The following is a 15,995-nucleotide window of genomic DNA, read 5'->3' as shown; positions in this document are numbered from 1 at the left end:
GCCCTCCTTGCGATACGTCCGCACCCGTGCGGCCGCCTGTGAACAGTTTTGAAAATCTGTGCATTCGGAGTGTACACAGATCTTGAAATGTGTCTACACTTTGTTTAGATTGTGGCCATGACCGCAGTGTTCGACGAAGGTTCAGCTCCTGAATCCGATGGCGACTCGGTGACCACGCGACTGCTGGACGCTACCGAGAAACTCTTGGCCGACAAGGGGATTCGTGCAACCACGATGACGGATGTGGCGGAGGAGGCGGGTGTTTCCCGTTCCTGGCTGTATCGCCATTTCCCCGACAAGCCAACCCTGGTGGGAGCGGCGATCATTCGCCTGATCGAGGTGAGCTGGGCCCAGTCGGCGGCCGAACTTGCGGACATCGACGGTTTTGAGGCCCGGCTGGTGGCCGGCGTCAAGATCGGCCGGCGTGCCTATGACGATCCCGGCACCTTGCTGATGCGCATCCGCCTGCGCGAGCCGGAGGAATTCATGGCGTGCGCCGGTACGGGTGTCCAAGGTCTGGTGCCCGACCTGGCTGGATTCTGGCGACCCTACCTAGAGGCCGCCCGTGACACCGGCGAGATTCATGCGCTGACCGACATCGAGGAGGCCAGCGAATGGATTGCTCGGGTGATGATCAGCCTGGGCAGCGTTCCGGGAAATCGCATCGATCCCGATGATCCAGCGTCGCTTCGCCGCCACTTCCGGCGTTATGTCCTACCGGCGCTTCGTATTGCGCCCGTGAAATAGCTGTACCACAAGGAGAATCAGCATGGTTCCGTGCAGTGATGCCCAGTTCGACACCGTCATCCGAAATGGGCGATGGTTCGACGGGACGGGGGCGCCGTCCGCCATACGTAACATCGGTATCAAGGATGGCCATGTGGCCGCGGTCTCGGCCGACGACCTCGACGAGACACACTGTCCGAACATCATTGACGCCAGCGGAAAGTGGGTGCTGCCTGGGCTAGTGGACATCCACACTCACTACGACATCGAAGTGCTGGCCGCACCGGCGTTGTCGGAGTCGGTGCGTCATGGCGTGACCACGGTCTTGCTTGGTTCTTGCTCCCTGTCGGTCGTACACGTCGACGGCGTCGATGCCGGGGACATCTTCGGCAGGGTGGAGGCGATACCGCGTGACCACGTGATTCAGGTCGTCGACCGGTACAAGACCTGGACGAATGCCGGTCAATACGTCGCAGCGTTGGAATCGTTGCCTCTGGGGCCGAATGTTGCTGCCTTCCTTGGGCATTCGGATATACGCGCCGCTGCGATGGGGTTGGATCGCGCGACCCGAAAGGATGAGCGCCCGACGGCCGCCGAACAGGCGCAAATGGATCGGTGGCTGACCGAGGCCCTGGATGCCGGATTCGTCGGCATGTCCTCTCAGCAGCTGTTGTTCGACAAGCTCGATGGCGACGTCTGCCGGTCCCGCACCTTGCCTTCCACCTATGCGAAACCTCGCGAGCTCCGTAGGCTGAAAGCGCAATTGCGCCAACGAAACCGGGTCCTGCAGTCCGGCCCAGACATTCAGAACCCGCTCAATGTGCTGTCGCAAGCCGTCCAGTCCCTCGGCATCCTGCGTAGGCCACTGTCCACGTCGCTGCTGTCGGCCGCGGACATCAAGGCCAACCCGTACGCGATCCGGGCGATGGGGCCGGTCGCAAGCCTGGTGAACAAGCTTGGCGGCAACTTCCGCTGGCAGCACCTTCCGGTGCCGTTCGAGGTGTATGCGGACGGCATCGACCTGGTCATTTTCGAAGAATTTGGTGCCGGGGCGGCCGCGTTGCACCTTCGGGACGAGGTCGAACGGAATGAGCTACTGCGCGACGAGAAGTATCGGCGCAGGTTTCGCAAGGAGTACGAGAGCAAGTTCGGGGTACGCGTTTGGCACAGAGACTTCTTCGATGCCGAGATCGTTTCCTGCCCGGACAAGTCGGTTCTCGGTAAGTCTTTCGGGCAGGTCGGCATGGATCGCGGGGGCCTGCACCCGGTGGACGCCTTCCTCGATTTGGTGCTCGAACACGGCACGGCAATGCGCTGGCGCACCACCATTTCCAACCACAGGCCCGAGGTGCTCAAGCAGCTGGCACAAGACCCCGGTGTCCAGATCGGCTTCTCCGATGCCGGAGCCCACTTGAGGAACATGGCCTTCTACAACTTCGGGCTTCGGCTTCTGCGCCACGTACGTGAGGCGCAACAGGCCGGGAGACCGTTCATGACCGTCGAACAGGCAGTGCACCGCCTTACCGGCGAGCTGGCGGACTGGTATCAGATTGATGCCGGCCACCTCCGAATCGGGGACCGCGCTGATCTTTTCGTGATCGACCCGGAGAAGCTCGACGCAACACTGACCGCGTATGCCGAGGAGTCGGTTGACGCCTACGGCGGGTTGTCCCGGATGGTCAATCGCAACGATGCGACCGTGAGCACGGTGTTGATCGGTGGACAGCCGGTCGTGGTTGACGGACAACTCCGCGATCTCTTGGGCAAGCGGCGGACCGGTCGCTTCCTGCCGGCGGGGGCGAAGGCACGCGCGGTTCCCGTCGATACGGCGCCGGCGCCCCATTAGTACATCTAGATCTGAATACAGGACAAGCTGTACTATCGGCGCGTGGCGACGTTGGTTCATCGTGACGCCCTGACGAGATTCGGATGCGCGCTCTCCGACCCGACCCGGGCCGCGATCCTGCTGAGCTTGCGGTCACGGCCCGGATATCCGTCCGAACTCGCCGAGGCGGTGGGGGTATCGCGGCAGATAACGTCGAATCACCTTGCCTGCCTGCGTGGTTGCGGATTGGTTGTTGGGATCGCCGAGGGCCGTCGCACTCGATATGAGCTGGCGGACGAACGAATCGGACGAGCCCTGGATGACCTGGTGGACCTGGTGCTGACGGTGGATCCGTCGTACTGCCCAGTGGGCGAGGAATGCTGATGGTGCTCGCGCAACAACGGCGAGATGTGCTCAACCGCCGGATCCGGTTCTTTGTCGTTGCCACCATCGCCTACAACGTGATCGAGGCCATCGTGGCCCTCACCGAGGGTTCTCGGGTGTCGTCGACGGCCCTGATCGGCTTTGGCCTGGATTCGGTCATCGAGGTGTCGTCCGCGGCGGCAGTGGCCTGGCAGTTCAGCGCCAAGGACCCAGAGACGCGGGAGAAGGTGGCCCTGCGGGTGATCGCATTCTCATTCTTCGCGCTGGCCGCCTACGTGGCCGTCGACTCGGTACGAGCGTTGGCGGGCCTCGACCAAGCCAGGCAGTCGACGGTGGGGATCGCCCTCGCGGCGGCCAGCCTCGTGATCATGCCTGCGCTGTCCTGGGCCCAGCGGCGAACCGGCAGGGAATTGGGGTCCGCTTCGGCGGTCGCCGACTCCAAACAGACGTTGTTGTGCACGTATCTGTCGGCGGTTCTGCTCGCCGGGCTGTTGGTCAACTCTCTGTTCGCATGGTCGTGGGCTGACCCGATCGCAGCGCTGGCGATCGCGGTGATCGCGGTACGTGAAGGCATGAACGCCTGGCGCGGCGAATCCTGCTGCATGCCAGTGTTCGCCGCTGGAGCGTCGGAGTTGACCGGTAGCCAATGCGGCTGCTGCGAGCGTCGCGCGCCCTAGTGGTCTACTATCTGCGTATCAATGCAGGTATGCAGGAGGAGTGTCCGATATGGAACAGCGGGATAGACCACCGCTGGGCGATGAGCAGGTCGGGCTGGTGGTCGAGGTCTTTCGGATGCTGGCTGACGCCACACGCGTGCGTGTCTTGTGGGCGCTCACCGCAGGTGAACTCTCGGTCAATGAGCTGGCCGACTCGGTGGGCAAGCCGGCGCCGTCGGTGTCCCAGCACTTGGCAAAGTTGCGCATGGCTCGACTGGTGCGGACCCGCCGCGACGGCACGACGGTCTACTACAGCCTGGAAAACGAACATGTCGAACAGCTGGTGACCGATGCGGTCTACAACGCCGAGCATGCGGGCCCGGGAATCCCACCGCATCACCGTACCGAGGCAGCGCTTCGTGCCGTGAAGAATGGCGGCCGGTGATGAGCCACAACCGATCCGCCCCCGCTCATCACCTCGACCACGACCACGACCATCAGCACGGGGCAGGGCTCAGGGGGCTGCTGGCGGAGATCGTCACCCCACACAGCCACGACGCCGCCGACAGCATCGATGACGCGCTGAGCGCCAGCGCTGCCGGTACCCGGGCGGTCAAGATCAGCCTGGTGGCGTTGCTGATGACCGCTGCTTTCCAGGTGGCCATTGTGGTCGTATCTGGATCGGTGGCATTGGCGGCCGACACCATCCACAACTTCTCCGACGCGCTCACCGCCGTTCCGCTCTGGATTGCCTTCGCACTGGGAACGCGCGCCGCGACAAGGCGTTACACCTATGGATTTGGTCGTGCCGAGGACCTGGCGGGTTTGTTCGTGGTGTCGATGATTGCGTTGTCGGCGGCGGTGGCCGGTTACGAGGCGGTAATGCGCCTCATCCATCCCATGCAGATCGGCCAATTGGGCTGGGTAGCCGCAGCGGGCGTGGTTGGCTTCCTCGGCAACGAACTGGTTGCCCTGTACCGCATTCGTGTGGGCCGCAGGATCGGTTCGGCGGCCCTTGTTGCCGATGGCCTCCATGCACGCACGGACGGTTTCACATCGCTGGCCGTGGTGCTCGGGGCGGCAGGCGTCGCGCTGGGATATCCCTTGGCCGATCCCATCATTGGGCTGGTGATCACTGTCGCGATTCTCGCGGTGCTCCGTACCGCGGTGCGGGATGTGTTCCGGAGATTGATGGACGGGGTGGATCCTGCGTTAGTGGATGCTGCCGAAACAGCGCTGGCAGCCCAGCCTGGGGTGCGTACGGTGCGCAGCGTGCGGTTGCGGTGGATTGGGCACCGGTTGCATGCGGACGCCGAACTCGACATCGATCCGGACGTCAGCCTCAGCGAGGCGCACCGCATTGCCCATGTCGCCGAACATGAACTGACCCACGCAGTTCCAAAGCTCGATACGGCTCTTATTCACGCCTACCCGGGCCACTGACCCGGCGCAGCGCGTAGACAATGACGCCAACGGCCAGCACCCCCGTACCGGCCGCCACCGAGGACAGGGGCAACGCAAGGGACACGATCACACACCCGACCAGACCGACTGCCGGGATGATCCGCGCAGGCCGTCCTTGGGACGGGGTCAGCGTCCAGGCCGACGCGTTGGCCACCGCGTAGTAGACCAGCACCGCAAAGGATGAGAAGCCAATCGCGCCCCGCAGGTCGGCTGTGGCCGCAAGTACCGAAACAACAAGGCCGACAAGGATTTCAGCGCGGTATGGCACACCGTACTTGGGATGCACCGTGGCAAGTGTGTGCGGCAGGTGGCGGTCGCGAGCCATCGCAAAGGTGGTGCGTGATACCCCGAGGATGAGCGCCAGTAGCGAGCCGGTGGCGGCCACGACGGCACCGATCCGCACCACCGGCTCCATCCATCCAGCGCCCGCCGCGGTGACGGCATCGAGCAGGGGAGCCGCTGAGCTCGCCAGCCGCGAAGGCCCCAGTGTTATCAAGACCGCCAATGCCACAACGACATACACCACCAGTGCGATTCCCAGGGCGATCGGGATGGCACGAGGGATAGTGCGCGCCGGGTCGCGGACCTCTTCGCCCAGCGTTGCGATGCGGGCATACCCAGCGAAGGCGAAGAACAACAGGCCCGCAGCTTGCAGGACTCCACGCCACGACGTGCCAGTAAGGTCGAGGGCCGCGATATCCACGCTGCCGGAGCCCGCCGCGGTAGCCACAATCGCGGCCAGTACTGACAACACAATCGCCACGATGACACGCGTCAGCCACGCTGATTTCTGCACTCCCACATAGTTAATCGCCGTCAGCGCCACCACCGATGCCACCGCGACGGCATGCGCATGTCCGGGCCATGCGTAGAAGCCGATCGTCAACGCCATCGCCGCGCATGACGCGGTTTTGCCCACCACGAATCCCCAACCGGCCAGGTATCCCCAGAAGTCGCCCAGACGTTCGCGCCCGTATACGTATGTGCCGCCTGAGGCGGGGTACACCGCAGCTAGCCGGGCCGACGAGGTGGCATTGCAGTAGGCGATGACTGCGGCGACACACAGACCGATGAGCAAGGCGGAACCGGCAGACCGGGCCGCGGGTGCCAGGGCCGCGAAGATCCCGGCACCGATCATCGAGCCTAACCCGATCATGACGGCGTCGAAGGTGCCCAATTCGCGCCGCAGCGCCCCGGGCTGTTGGCTGCTCATGCGCTGCGGGGCATGTACATGATGACTCCCACCCCGGCCAGGCACACCAGCGCACCGATGACGTCCCACCGGTCAGGGCGGAATCCGTCGAGCGCGATTCCCCACAGCAGCGAACCGGCGACAAATATCCCGCCGTAAGCCGCCAGGATCCGGCCGAAATGGGCGTCAGGTTGCAAGGTCGCGACAAATCCATAGGCACCCAGGGCGATAGCACCCAGACCCATCCATGCCCAGCCGCGGTGCTCGCGCACCCCCTGCCAGACAAGCCAGGCACCACCGATTTCCAGGACCGCGGCCGCGGTGAACAAAAGAATCGACTTTGCGACGAGCACCTGGTGAGCCTAGTTGCCGGCGCCAGACAAGGGGTGTACACAGATTCAAGAATCTGTGTACACCGGGCGAAGGAAAGTTGTAGATGGCGGCGCAAGCATCGTTGGCTCTCGGTTTGTGGTTGGCGCTGGCGCAACGCAACTGGGAAGCGGTCAAGACGTTTCTCGACGACGGCTGCATCTATCTGGATATGCCGGTAGGGCCGGCCGCGGCAGCACGCGGACCGGAAAATATCGTCAAACGTCTGAAAATGGGTTTGGAGCCATTAAAGGACTACGCGCATCACGATGGTCTGATCATCTCCAATGGTCAGGACGTGATGTATGAGCATTCCGAGACGTGGACCTGGGATACCGGCGAAACCGCTCTTCTGCATTTCGCCTCCGTGTTGAGAGTGGACGACGGCAAGATCACGCTCTGGAAGGACTATTGGGACATGGGCGCGCTCACCAATTCAGCGCCGCCGTCCTGGATGGAGAACCTCATGAGCGCAGACATGAGCTGGATCTACGACGCGACCGGTCAGGTCTGACCTTCAGCCCAGTTTCTGGCCGTAAACCCGTTCGACGCGCAGCGCCATGAGTACCCTGCGGTCCGACACCATCACCGAGCGATATTCGTCCCAGTCGGGATGTTCTCCCGCTGCGCCGCGGTAGTAGTCGACAAGCGCCTGCACCTCCGGACCATCAGGGTCTGCTCCGGGCCCGGTGAGCGTGACATGTCCTTCGGCGGTGGCCCAGGCCCGCCCGTCCGAGCTGGTGCATTCGAGCGCGGCGCGAGGGTCGCGGCGTAGGTTCGCCGTCTTGGCACGCCCATCGGTCATCGAGACGTAGATGATGCCGTTGTCCCGGTCGTAGTACGGGGTGACAGGGGAGAGCTGTGGTAGTCCACTGGACTTGATTGTCGCCAAGATACCGAGACGGCTCTCGGTGATGAGCGCATGCGGATCAAACCGATCGGAGGCCATGCTACGGCCAACCCCCTGCGTCGCGACGGTATTCCGCCGGGCACAAGACCTTTGAGGTCAGATCACGGTCACCGTGCCGGTGCACTGGGCAAGGTTCTCGTCGTTCCAGAAGAAGCCGGAACGTCCCCCATATTCCGTGGTGATCTCCACCTGGCCGGGGCCGGTGACGACGTTGAATGTCGACGCGCCCGCCGTGCCGGAGCCATCCCCGTGTGCCTCACCGGCGGCGCCGGTGGTCAGGTTGCGCCAGTGAAAATATGCCTGCTTGGGGCCGGCGAGGCCATCGGTGGCGTTCATGTTGAGTGTGCCGGGGATCAGATCGCGACGCGCGTCGGCTTGACTGGCTTGCCAGGCGCTGACCCGGACATCGCCGTCGAAGCATAAAGCGACCTCACCCGATGGCGCTGCCGCCGCTATGGGACAGATGGCGAACCCGGAGCCGGTGATCGCGAAGGTCAGGATGGCCGCACGGCCGACAGTTATCGAACGCATGCAGGGAGTATCGCTCATGCGCTCTTCCACTGACCGCCATTTCCCGCGCGAGGGTTCTCAGGCGACTCCGAGGGCGGCGGAGATCAGGCGCCACAGCCGTGCGGTGACAATGCCCGGATCGGGGAGTGGCCCCACCCGCAACTGCTGAGCAATCCCGTGGCGAATGCCGCCGATGATGAAGGCGCCGGCGCTATCCGGGTCGATATCGACGGGCAGCTGCCCCAATTTCTGTCCGCGGCGGATGTTCTTGCCGGCATTGTGACTTATCCGCTGGAGGTACGTTGCCTCCAGCTCGGCGAGTTGTGGGTCAAGTGCCGAGCGATTCAACAGGATCGGCGCCAGCGGATCGGTCATGTGATAGTCCACGAAGCGGCGGGTGCGCTCGAATTCGTGAACACGCCACTCGGTCTCCAGGTCCAGATGCGTGTCGGCGATCGCGTGGACCAAGCCGTCGTAGAAATCGTCGTAGATCACTACCAGCAAGCCGGCTTTGGACCCGAAGTGGTGGTAGAGCGCGCCGGTGCTCAGGCCTGCACGGCGGGTCAAGCCGCTGAGGTCGATCACGCCACCGCCGCACACAAGTTCCTCGCGGGCAGCATCGAGAAGCTGTTGACGTCCAATTGGCGAGCGTGCCATCATGTGATTCTACAAAACATAATTATCTTATGTTTGGGAGGCGTAGTGAGCGCTGAAGTCTCGTCATTGGTGAACCTCGCGGGCGATCTGGCGGGAACTTATCGATGGACACCTAGCAGCGGCGACAGCGTCGATCCGGCCGTCGCGGATGCGGACCTGGCCATGCTGCGGCGCGACGGCTATGTGATCTTGCCTGATCTGCTGACCGCGGACGATCTCATTGAGATCCGGGAGGCCGTCGTACCGCTGCTGGATCTGCACGGGCGCAACCGGTTTGAGGGACATACCACGCAACGGGTGTACAGCGTGCTGAACAAGACGCGCGCTTGTGACCGGATCGCGGACCACCCCCCGGGTACTTGCGTTGTTGGATCGCCTCTTCTTGCCGAACTACCTGCTGTCCATGCTTCAGGTCATCAACATTCTGCCGGGTGAACAGGCGCAGATGCTGCACACCGACGACGGCTTCTATCCGATCCCTCGGCCCCGTGCCGCCCTCGGTGCGGCCACCATCTGGGCGATTGACGATTTCACCGCGGACAACGGAGCCACCGATATCATTGCGGGCAGCCACCTTTGGGGAGATAAGACACCGAAAGAGGCTGATCGAACACCTGTGGTGATGGCCGCGGGATCCTGTGTGTTCTTTCTCGGCACACTATGGCATGGCGGCGGCGCGAACCAGTCGGACTCGGCGCGCTTGGCGCTCACCGCGCAGTACTGCGAGCCGTGGCTTCGTCCGCAGGAAGCATTCACGCTGTCGATGACACGCGATACGGTCCGCGCGGTATCGGAGGATATTCGGCGCATGCTCGGATACAGCATCCATCCGCCCTTTATCGGGCAGGTCGACGGTATGCACCCCAAGCGACTGCTGGAGCCGGGACCACATCCGATCTAGTGCTGATACACGTCGTTGAGCGTGACCGTGCGCAATTGTCTTTCGCCGATGACGTCGAGCAGTTGGCGATAGACCGTCGTCACGGGCGGGTGGTTGAGGTGCCCGATGACAATTGCCTGTGGGTTGAAGTACTTGCGGGCCATGTCCACGATGTACTCCGGGGTAACTACGCCGGAGTCCGATAGTGATCCATACCAAAGGACCGGTGGGCCGTAGCCCAGTCCCCGGGTAACCGAATCCGTTGCCGCATTGTGCTTTCCGTACGGCGGCCGGAAGTACGGCGCCGGATCGACCCCGTAGGTATTGACCAAGAATTTGGTGTTTCGGGCCATTTGATCGGCGATCTGCTCAGCGGTAAGCGTCGTCAGATTGGGATGAGACCAGGTGTGATTGCCGAGCTGGATCTGCCCACTGTCGACGAGCGGGCGCAGCATTGGAGCGTTCTGTGTCCATCCCGCGTTCACGCCATTGACAAAGTAGGTCAGGCGCATTCCGGTATCGCGGGCCAGTTGTGTGTAGGCCGCGATGACGTTCGCATCGGTGCCGTCATCGAGAGTCAAGGCAAGGAGACGCTGACCGTCGGTGCGCGATGGCAACGCGGTCAAGGTGCCGCCTCCCGGCAGGGGAACCCGTGGCAGACCGCTGTTCGACGATCCCGCGGCGGTACCGGGATCAGCGGCCGCCGAGACATACTCGATGAACGAAGCCCCCGCCGCGGCGGCGCCTGCCAGCAGCGTCAAGAACCGACGTCGGTCGAACACGGTGACAGGGTAGACCCGGAACCTGGATATCGCGCGGCGCCGCTCCCGTTGCCGGGCTACCGTTTCTTCCGTGATCAACTTTGCTCTGCGCTCGTGCGGCCTGCGCGGGCACGCGACATTCGATCCCGACGAACAGCCGCTACGCGAACGATTGCGGGTTAGCACTCCGGTCGGCGAGGCGTGGCGGTGCTTGCGATGCGAAACATTTGTGGTGGGAACGCCCCGCTACCGGGGCCCGGCCGACACCGCGCCCGAGGTCCCGCGCGGGCGGCTGCTGCGCGACCGGACCTTGATGCGAGTGCTCGCCGTCGAGCGCGTGGTCCGGGGGCTGGTGTTCGTCCTACTGGCCGTTGTCGTGGTGAAGGTCCGCGGGTCGCGGGAACATCTTCAGCGGGTGTTCGAGCAAGACATTCCGTTGATTCGTCCGCTGGCCAATCAGATCGGCTGGAACCCCGACAACTCCAAGATAATTCACCATATCGGCCAGGCCTTTTCGCTGTCGTCCACGACGTTGTTATGGGTAGCGGTGGGCCTTGCCGCTTATGCCTCGATCGAGTTCATCGAAGCGATCGGACTCTGGTTGATGAAGCGTTGGGGTGAGTACTTCGCTGTCATCGCCACCAGTATTTTTCTACCGCTGGAAATCTACGAGCTCATCGAAAAAGTAACCGTACTGCGAGTTTTGGCGCTGTTGGTGAACATTGTGGCGGTGGTCTGGCTGCTGTGGAGCAAGCGGCTGTTCGGCCTCAACGGTGGTGGCAAGGCGTACGAGCGGGAGCATCGCGCCGAGAGCCTCCTCAGCGTCGAGCGGGCGGCGCTGGGCGAGAATTTAGAAGCGGCCTAGCCACAGCTGATACCGATCAATCGGCCAGACGGTGGCTCATCAACCACTCATCGACCGACATGGTGGCGGTGACCTCGTCGAGGTCCAGAACCAGCCGGGTCTGGTCGTTGATCATGCCCACGGCACGCTGGCAGACCGCGACGCTCTCGTGGCGTACTGCTGCGTTGATCGCGTCGTTGATATCGGAGGGCAGGCCTGTCCTGCTATCTGTGAGGCGAGTGGCCGTATTCGAAGCGCTGGCGGCGATATCACGCAACGTGCGCGCCGCATGACGCCGAATTTTTTCCACATTGGTGATCGCGTTGGCCAGAGCCAGGTACTTGCCACGAGAGTCTGATTCAGGAGCTTGTCGGCTGCCCACCGAATTGGCGGCTTCACGAAGCCGATCGGAGTCGTCGACAGCCTCGAAGGCCAGGTAAAACCCCGCGACGGCACGTCCGATGGGCGTTGATCTATCCACGGCAGGGGAGGGCGGTCGTGACGGACGTTGTGACGATGCCGACGGGGTTTCAGTGAGTGACGATAGAGCGCACTGAGGGACGTCCATCTGTACATACTGCCCGAAAAATAGACGTACTGTACAGAAGTCCGGGTTACGTCCCAGTGGAAGGGGTAGGAAGCCCAACAATCTCAGTGCCGTCCGAACCGGTCACGCAGCTGCGGGTCGTTCTCCCACCATAGCGTGGATGTGGCCAGATCCTGGGCGGGCGCGGTGGCCGTTGCGGACGGGGATTGGCCCACCCGGTCGAGTTCGGCATCAATCTGTGCAGCGTGTGCCCTGTCGTCCGCGGACAATGCGCGCATGAGCAGCACCAGGAACGGCAGCCCAAGGACGTCGCCGAGAATCCAGAGAATGCCGGCGCCGATCGTCTGATCGGTCCGCAGATCCGGTCCCCAGGAGCGGTGTAGCGCGAGGTAGTAGGTAGACGCCACCAGCGGGCCTTGCCAAAGCACCAAACCGAGCACCCCGTCACCGATGGTCTCGGCGACACTGATCAACAGCGATATCAGCTGCGGGTACCGTCGGGGCACCGGGTCCACTTGTAGCCGCGCATAGAAATAGGAAAACCCGATCAACACCAACATGATTCGCGTCGCGGCGCCAAGCGCACCATTGGTGAGTGACGCTGTGTACCACGGCGTCAGATATAGCAACCAGGGCGTGGCCAACATCGCCAGGGATGTTGTCAGCGGGTGGGTCATAGTCCTCGCCAGCGTTGACGGTACCGCGCGGCTCAACCCGTCCAGCGCCCACTGCGGCAGTGCATTCCGCGTGATCGTCATCGGCCGGCCAAGTGTGAGGAAGAATGGCGCGACCAGTAGCAGCAGTACAACCTGCAAGGCCCGGATCCAAAACAGCGTGTGTGCATAGACACCGACAAAGCTCATGCTCGCCAGGACCCAGCATCCAATACCGATGACGAAACAACTCACCCAGCCCGCGCTGGTGTCGGATCGGTGTCGGCGGGCACGGGACAGCGGCCAGGCGTATCCGGCCACGAGCAGGACTGCGCATACCGTGGCTGCCATATCGAAATGCCATGCACGCCACGCTGTCGCCCAGGCAAGTGGCTCTGTCGGCGAGCTGAACGTCATCGTGCGCTTCCCGTCAATTCTCGGATTGAGGGATCAGGCTAGTTTCCCCACCTGCCAATCTCCTGTGTGCGGGCACGCGCACTAGTCACCATCGCGGCCTATTTTTGATAGCTTTGACGGGTTTGAACCAACAGCCGATCGATGGTCCGGACCGTCTCGGGCGGCAACCCGTGAGACCGAATAGCATCGAGGAATTGTCTTGCGACAGTGGCTAATTTGACTTGAGCCAGCTGAGAGCTCAACTTCAGAACCTCGAAGGCCCGCGCATCGTCGATCCCGTAGGCCACCATCAATACCCCCTTGGCTTGATCGATGATGGAACGGGATTTGAGAATCCTGGAAGTTTCCGTCGTAATGTCGGACTGCAGGCCGTCGGTGACGTCAATATAAAAGCCCTCGGTTCCTACTACCTCGCCGCTGTCGTCCATCATTTGGTCGCCCACCACGACAACCCAGTGGGTGGCGCCGTGAGTGTCGATGATGCGATGACGGCTGCTGAAGGGCCCGCCAGCTTGTACGCGGTGCAAGATTTCGGCAACCTTGGCACGGTCGTCGGGATGCTTATGGCTCAATAACAAGTCGGTAGTGGGCTGCACTTGCCCTGGCTGATAGCCGTGGATTCGCGCGATGGTGTCCGACCACACCCAGCGCTGGCCGTCGATGAAGTACTGGAATGTGCCCACATGTGGATGCGATCCTCCACCCAAAACGGCGGCGACTTCCCACGATTTGTCGTCGTCCTCGAGCCCAGGCGTCCCTGTTGAACCCCTCACTGCACCCCTCATTTATCAAGTGACACAGCCATTTACGGCCTATTGAACTACTAATTTACACCGTAAATGTGTGGCTGGGGTGGCTTCTGCGCATGTCTGTGTCCGCCGAGGCGGCGTCAGAGCCCACCAGCGAGTCATGGGCTCCCTGGTGGTACCGCCGGCACGAAGACGCAAAGTGCCCGAATACGCGAGTCGGCCACGATGGTGTGTCGGTCATGCTTGTCGAGCAGATACATGGTTCCCGGCGCAAGCCGATGTGTTGCGCCGTGATCGCGATCGATCAGTTGTCCGTGACCCTCGACGATCCACACGGCCTCGATGTAGTCGGGGTAGTGCAGCGGCGTCTCGGTGCCAGGATGAATCGTCGTCTCATGGAATGAGAAGCCCACGCCGTCATCCGCGAGAACGATCCGCTTCGACGTCCAGTTCTCGGTGTCGCGCTGTCGGTCGGTTCCGGTGATCTCTTCGGTTGTCCGAACGATCATGATGAGTTTGCTCCTTTTCGCTCAATGCCGCCGCGCGAGTGCTCTCGGCAAGGAATTCGATCAGCTGTCTACGGGCTCGGTGAGCCTCAGGGATGGGCTTCATTGCCCAGTTGTGGAACATGCCGTCGTAGATCTGGAGCCGGGAAGTGGTACCTACGGTGCAGGCGTTGAAATGCAGCAGGAGTGCGTCCGGGAGCAGTATGTCGCGCGTGCCGATGAAAATGCTCAATGCCGCAATACCGGCAAGATTGGCATGTTCCGGGCTCAGCTCGGGGTCATCGAGGGGGCGATCCGCCGCGTACCACCGCCCTGCCTGCTGCAGACCTGCAAGACCCAGCTCGGGATCATGAGGTTCAATGACCTGCGACAGCTCGTGGTCGACGGCCATGTTCAGCCAGGGCGAGAACAGCGCTATGCAGGCAGGCTGCGCCTCGCCACGGTCCCGAAGTTCCTGCGTGATGCCCAGTGAGAGGCTGCCACCGGCAGAGTCGCCGAACAACACCCGACCGCTTTGCGGAGTATCGGCCATCATTTCGCGATAGGCACGGCGGCTCACGGCGGTGATTTCGCGATGATCGTGTTCGGGAGCAAGTGGGTACATGAACATGCTGTAGCGGCAGCCAAGAGCGCCGACGAGGTTGTCCGCGAACCGCCAGTGATGCTTCTCTGGCTGCTCGACGAAACCGCCACCGTGAAGATGAAAGACATGCAAACCGTCCCAGCGGCCGTCGGGATGCAGGGTGTAACAGGAATGCCCCTGAACCTCATGGCGGGTGATTCGGCGATGGCGCCGCACCGACCGTGGCGGCTCGCAGCGGGCGGCGCTCTGATGCGCACTCAAGCGGCGACGCATTCCCGCCGCGGTGGCGTAGAACGACTTCTTGCGCTGCAGCCGGGCCGCCGCGATGAAGGCCCGGGCGCGGACCGACACCATATGACCTCCTCCGTGTGCTTGACGTTCCGCGGCTCACGTCGCAGGCCTCTCACTGTGCGCGAGCAGCACTGAACGTTCTTACCCAGCTCTGCCGGGACTAAACGCATGCGCTGGTTTTCAAAAAGGTGTGCAGTATGGATGGCCGAAGTTCCGCAGGTCGGTGCGGATTGTATGATTCCGTTGCAGGACAACCACATAGCGAGAGAGGTCACCGGGCGTAATGACTGGCGATCAGCCTGAGCAAAGCGGTCAGACGGTATCCCGACGCATGCTGTTGGGGTCCACCGTGATTGCGAGCGCAGTCGCTGCGACTGCCGGTTTCACAGGCGGATATGTCAGCAGCGGACACGATACGAACATCACCGGGGGTGAACTCCCGGCTCCCGAGAACGTTGGGGATGCGAAGACGATCGGTCTATTGCTTTTCGACGGTGTCGAGGAGCTGGATTTCGCTGGCCCGTGGGAGGTGTTCGGTGCGTGGGCGGCGGATTTCCCTCAGGACAAATACAAACCAGTCAGCATTTCCTTGGCCTCACGGCAAGTCAGATGCGCGCAGGGGCTCGATGTTGTTGCTCAACATACATATGAGGCCGCCCCGCCGATCGATGTCCTGCTGGTCCCGGGCGGCAAGGGCTGGCGGACTCTGGTCGACCAACCCGAGTCGATCGCCAAAATTCAGAAACTCACCGAGCGTGTTGAACTCGTCGCGAGCGTATGCACCGGCGCACTACTTCTGGCCAAGGCCGGATTCCTCAAGAATCGGCGCGCCACCACGCACTGGAGCGCATTGGATACGTTGACCCAACTCGACTCGACCATCATCGTTGATCGCAACAGTCGATACGTCGATGGCGGCAACTACGTCACTTCATCGGGGGTAAGCGCGGGCGTGGACATGGCGTTGTATGTCGTGTCAAAACTGGGCGGTCCCTCGCGAGCCAATGACGTGGCCCATGCACTTCAATACACACACCAGTGGCAGCTCTAGGCGCGTGAACGGCAAGTGAG

At 62.5% G+C, this 15,995-nt stretch carries 20 protein-coding genes and 1 pseudogene; 10 read left to right on the top strand and 11 right to left on the bottom strand.

Features of this window, described 5'->3' with window-relative positions:
- Window positions 1-117: 117 nt before the first annotated feature.
- From MAB_RS13235 to MAB_RS13210, 6 genes are read left to right on the top strand one after another with little or no spacing between them, the layout of a single operon-like run.
- Entirely contained in the window at window positions 118-747 is a 630-nt protein-coding gene (locus tag MAB_RS13235) for a TetR/AcrR family transcriptional regulator (protein ID WP_005111124.1), read from the top strand.
- Between the two features lie 22 nt (window positions 748-769).
- Window positions 770-2,572, top strand: coding sequence for an N-acyl-D-amino-acid deacylase family protein (locus MAB_RS13230; protein ID WP_005111122.1), 1,803 nt, complete (start codon window positions 770-772; stop codon window positions 2,570-2,572).
- Between the two features lie 42 nt (window positions 2,573-2,614).
- Entirely contained in the window at window positions 2,615-2,935 is a 321-nt protein-coding gene (locus MAB_RS13225; protein ID WP_005082154.1) for an ArsR/SmtB family transcription factor, read from the top strand.
- The gene (locus MAB_RS13220) at window positions 2,935-3,612 is read left to right on the top strand and encodes a cation efflux transmembrane domain-containing protein (RefSeq protein WP_005086746.1); all 678 of its coding nucleotides are present in this window, start codon (window positions 2,935-2,937) and stop codon (window positions 3,610-3,612) included. Before MAB_RS13225 ends, MAB_RS13220 begins: the two co-directional genes overlap by 1 nt.
- Before the next feature lie 49 nt (window positions 3,613-3,661).
- A complete protein-coding gene (locus MAB_RS13215) occupies window positions 3,662-4,036 on the top strand; it encodes an ArsR/SmtB family transcription factor (RefSeq protein ID WP_005082150.1) in 375 nt (124 codons plus the stop codon).
- On the top strand, window positions 4,036-5,034 hold the full coding sequence (locus tag MAB_RS13210) for a cation diffusion facilitator family transporter (RefSeq protein ID WP_005082147.1): 999 nt from the start codon (window positions 4,036-4,038) through the stop codon (window positions 5,032-5,034). Before MAB_RS13215 ends, MAB_RS13210 begins: the two co-directional genes overlap by 1 nt.
- On the opposite strand, the gene MAB_RS13205 is transcribed toward MAB_RS13210, so the two are convergent.
- Together MAB_RS13205 and MAB_RS13200 are read right to left on the bottom strand one after the other, a co-directional pair.
- Entirely contained in the window at window positions 5,009-6,268 is a 1,260-nt protein-coding gene (locus MAB_RS13205) for an APC family permease (RefSeq protein WP_005111120.1), read from the bottom strand. The two genes, MAB_RS13210 and MAB_RS13205, sit on opposite strands and share 26 nt — an antisense overlap.
- The gene (locus MAB_RS13200) at window positions 6,265-6,600 is read right to left on the bottom strand and encodes a YnfA family protein (RefSeq protein ID WP_005082141.1); all 336 of its coding nucleotides are present in this window, start codon (window positions 6,598-6,600) and stop codon (window positions 6,265-6,267) included. Before MAB_RS13200 ends, MAB_RS13205 begins: the two co-directional genes overlap by 4 nt.
- 83 nt (window positions 6,601-6,683) lie before the next feature.
- On the opposite strand from MAB_RS13200, the gene MAB_RS13195 reads away from it, so the two are divergent.
- Window positions 6,684-7,130 carry a nuclear transport factor 2 family protein gene (locus MAB_RS13195; RefSeq protein WP_005082139.1) on the top strand — a complete coding sequence of 149 codons (447 nt, stop codon included), beginning with the start codon at window positions 6,684-6,686 and terminating at the stop codon, window positions 7,128-7,130.
- Between the two features lie 3 nt (window positions 7,131-7,133).
- Here MAB_RS13195 and MAB_RS13190 read toward each other — a convergent pair whose 3' ends face one another.
- The 3 genes from MAB_RS13190 to MAB_RS13180 are packed head-to-tail and all read right to left on the bottom strand — an operon-like array spanning window position 7,134 to window position 8,696.
- Window positions 7,134-7,565 (bottom strand): PPOX class F420-dependent oxidoreductase, encoded by a 432-nt coding sequence (locus tag MAB_RS13190; RefSeq protein WP_005082136.1) that lies wholly within the window; start codon window positions 7,563-7,565, stop codon window positions 7,134-7,136.
- Between the two features lie 57 nt (window positions 7,566-7,622).
- Window positions 7,623-8,057, bottom strand: a complete 435-nt coding sequence (locus MAB_RS13185; protein ID WP_005086751.1) for a hypothetical protein — start codon at window positions 8,055-8,057, stop codon at window positions 7,623-7,625.
- 57 nt (window positions 8,058-8,114) lie between these two features.
- Entirely contained in the window at window positions 8,115-8,696 is a 582-nt protein-coding gene (locus tag MAB_RS13180) for a TetR/AcrR family transcriptional regulator (protein ID WP_005122637.1), read from the bottom strand.
- Window positions 8,697-8,738: 42 nt separating this feature from the next.
- Between MAB_RS13180 and MAB_RS13175 the strand changes: the two are divergent.
- Window positions 8,739-9,594 (top strand): annotated as a pseudogene (locus tag MAB_RS13175) (phytanoyl-CoA dioxygenase family protein).
- Here MAB_RS13175 and MAB_RS13170 read toward each other — a convergent pair.
- Entirely contained in the window at window positions 9,591-10,355 is a 765-nt protein-coding gene (locus tag MAB_RS13170; protein WP_005082129.1) for a polysaccharide deacetylase family protein, read from the bottom strand. The pseudogene MAB_RS13175 and the gene MAB_RS13170 overlap by 4 nt on opposite strands.
- A gap of 70 nt (window positions 10,356-10,425) precedes the next feature.
- Between MAB_RS13170 and MAB_RS13165 the strand changes: the two genes are divergently transcribed.
- The gene (locus MAB_RS13165; RefSeq protein WP_005082127.1) at window positions 10,426-11,199 is read left to right on the top strand and encodes a DUF2127 domain-containing protein; all 774 of its coding nucleotides are present in this window, start codon (window positions 10,426-10,428) and stop codon (window positions 11,197-11,199) included.
- Window positions 11,200-11,215: 16 nt separating this feature from the next.
- Here the strand turns inward: MAB_RS13165 and MAB_RS13160 are convergent, their stop codons facing one another.
- The 5 genes from MAB_RS13160 to MAB_RS13140 all read right to left on the bottom strand — a co-directional run bounded on the left by MAB_RS13160 (window position 11,216) and on the right by MAB_RS13140 (window position 14,987).
- Window positions 11,216-11,659 carry a hypothetical protein gene (locus MAB_RS13160; RefSeq protein ID WP_005111117.1) on the bottom strand — a complete coding sequence of 148 codons (444 nt, stop codon included), beginning with the start codon at window positions 11,657-11,659 and terminating at the stop codon, window positions 11,216-11,218.
- Between the two features lie 170 nt (window positions 11,660-11,829).
- Entirely contained in the window at window positions 11,830-12,795 is a 966-nt protein-coding gene (locus tag MAB_RS13155; protein WP_005111115.1) for a cytochrome c oxidase assembly protein, read from the bottom strand.
- Window positions 12,796-12,893: 98 nt separating this feature from the next.
- On the bottom strand, window positions 12,894-13,478 hold the full coding sequence (locus tag MAB_RS13150) for a PAS and ANTAR domain-containing protein (RefSeq protein WP_005111113.1): 585 nt from the start codon (window positions 13,476-13,478) through the stop codon (window positions 12,894-12,896).
- A 224-nt stretch (window positions 13,479-13,702) separates the two neighbouring features.
- Window positions 13,703-14,053 (bottom strand): ectoine synthase, encoded by a 351-nt coding sequence (locus MAB_RS13145; protein WP_012296567.1) that lies wholly within the window; start codon window positions 14,051-14,053, stop codon window positions 13,703-13,705.
- Window positions 13,962-14,987, bottom strand: coding sequence for an alpha/beta hydrolase (locus MAB_RS13140; RefSeq protein ID WP_005111110.1), 1,026 nt, complete (start codon window positions 14,985-14,987; stop codon window positions 13,962-13,964). The genes MAB_RS13145 and MAB_RS13140 overlap by 92 nt, the downstream gene beginning before the upstream one ends.
- A gap of 268 nt (window positions 14,988-15,255) precedes the next feature.
- Here MAB_RS13140 and MAB_RS13135 point away from each other — a divergent pair, with 268 nt between their 5' ends.
- Window positions 15,256-15,975, top strand: a complete 720-nt coding sequence (locus MAB_RS13135) for a DJ-1/PfpI family protein (protein WP_005111108.1) — start codon at window positions 15,256-15,258, stop codon at window positions 15,973-15,975.
- The last annotated feature ends 20 nt before the right edge of the window (window positions 15,976-15,995 follow it).

The organism is Mycobacteroides abscessus ATCC 19977 (genome assembly GCF_000069185.1).
In the GTDB taxonomy this organism is placed as follows: Bacteria; Actinomycetota; Actinomycetes; order Mycobacteriales; family Mycobacteriaceae; genus Mycobacterium; species Mycobacterium abscessus.
This window is presented reverse-complemented; position numbering and strand designations above follow the sequence as displayed.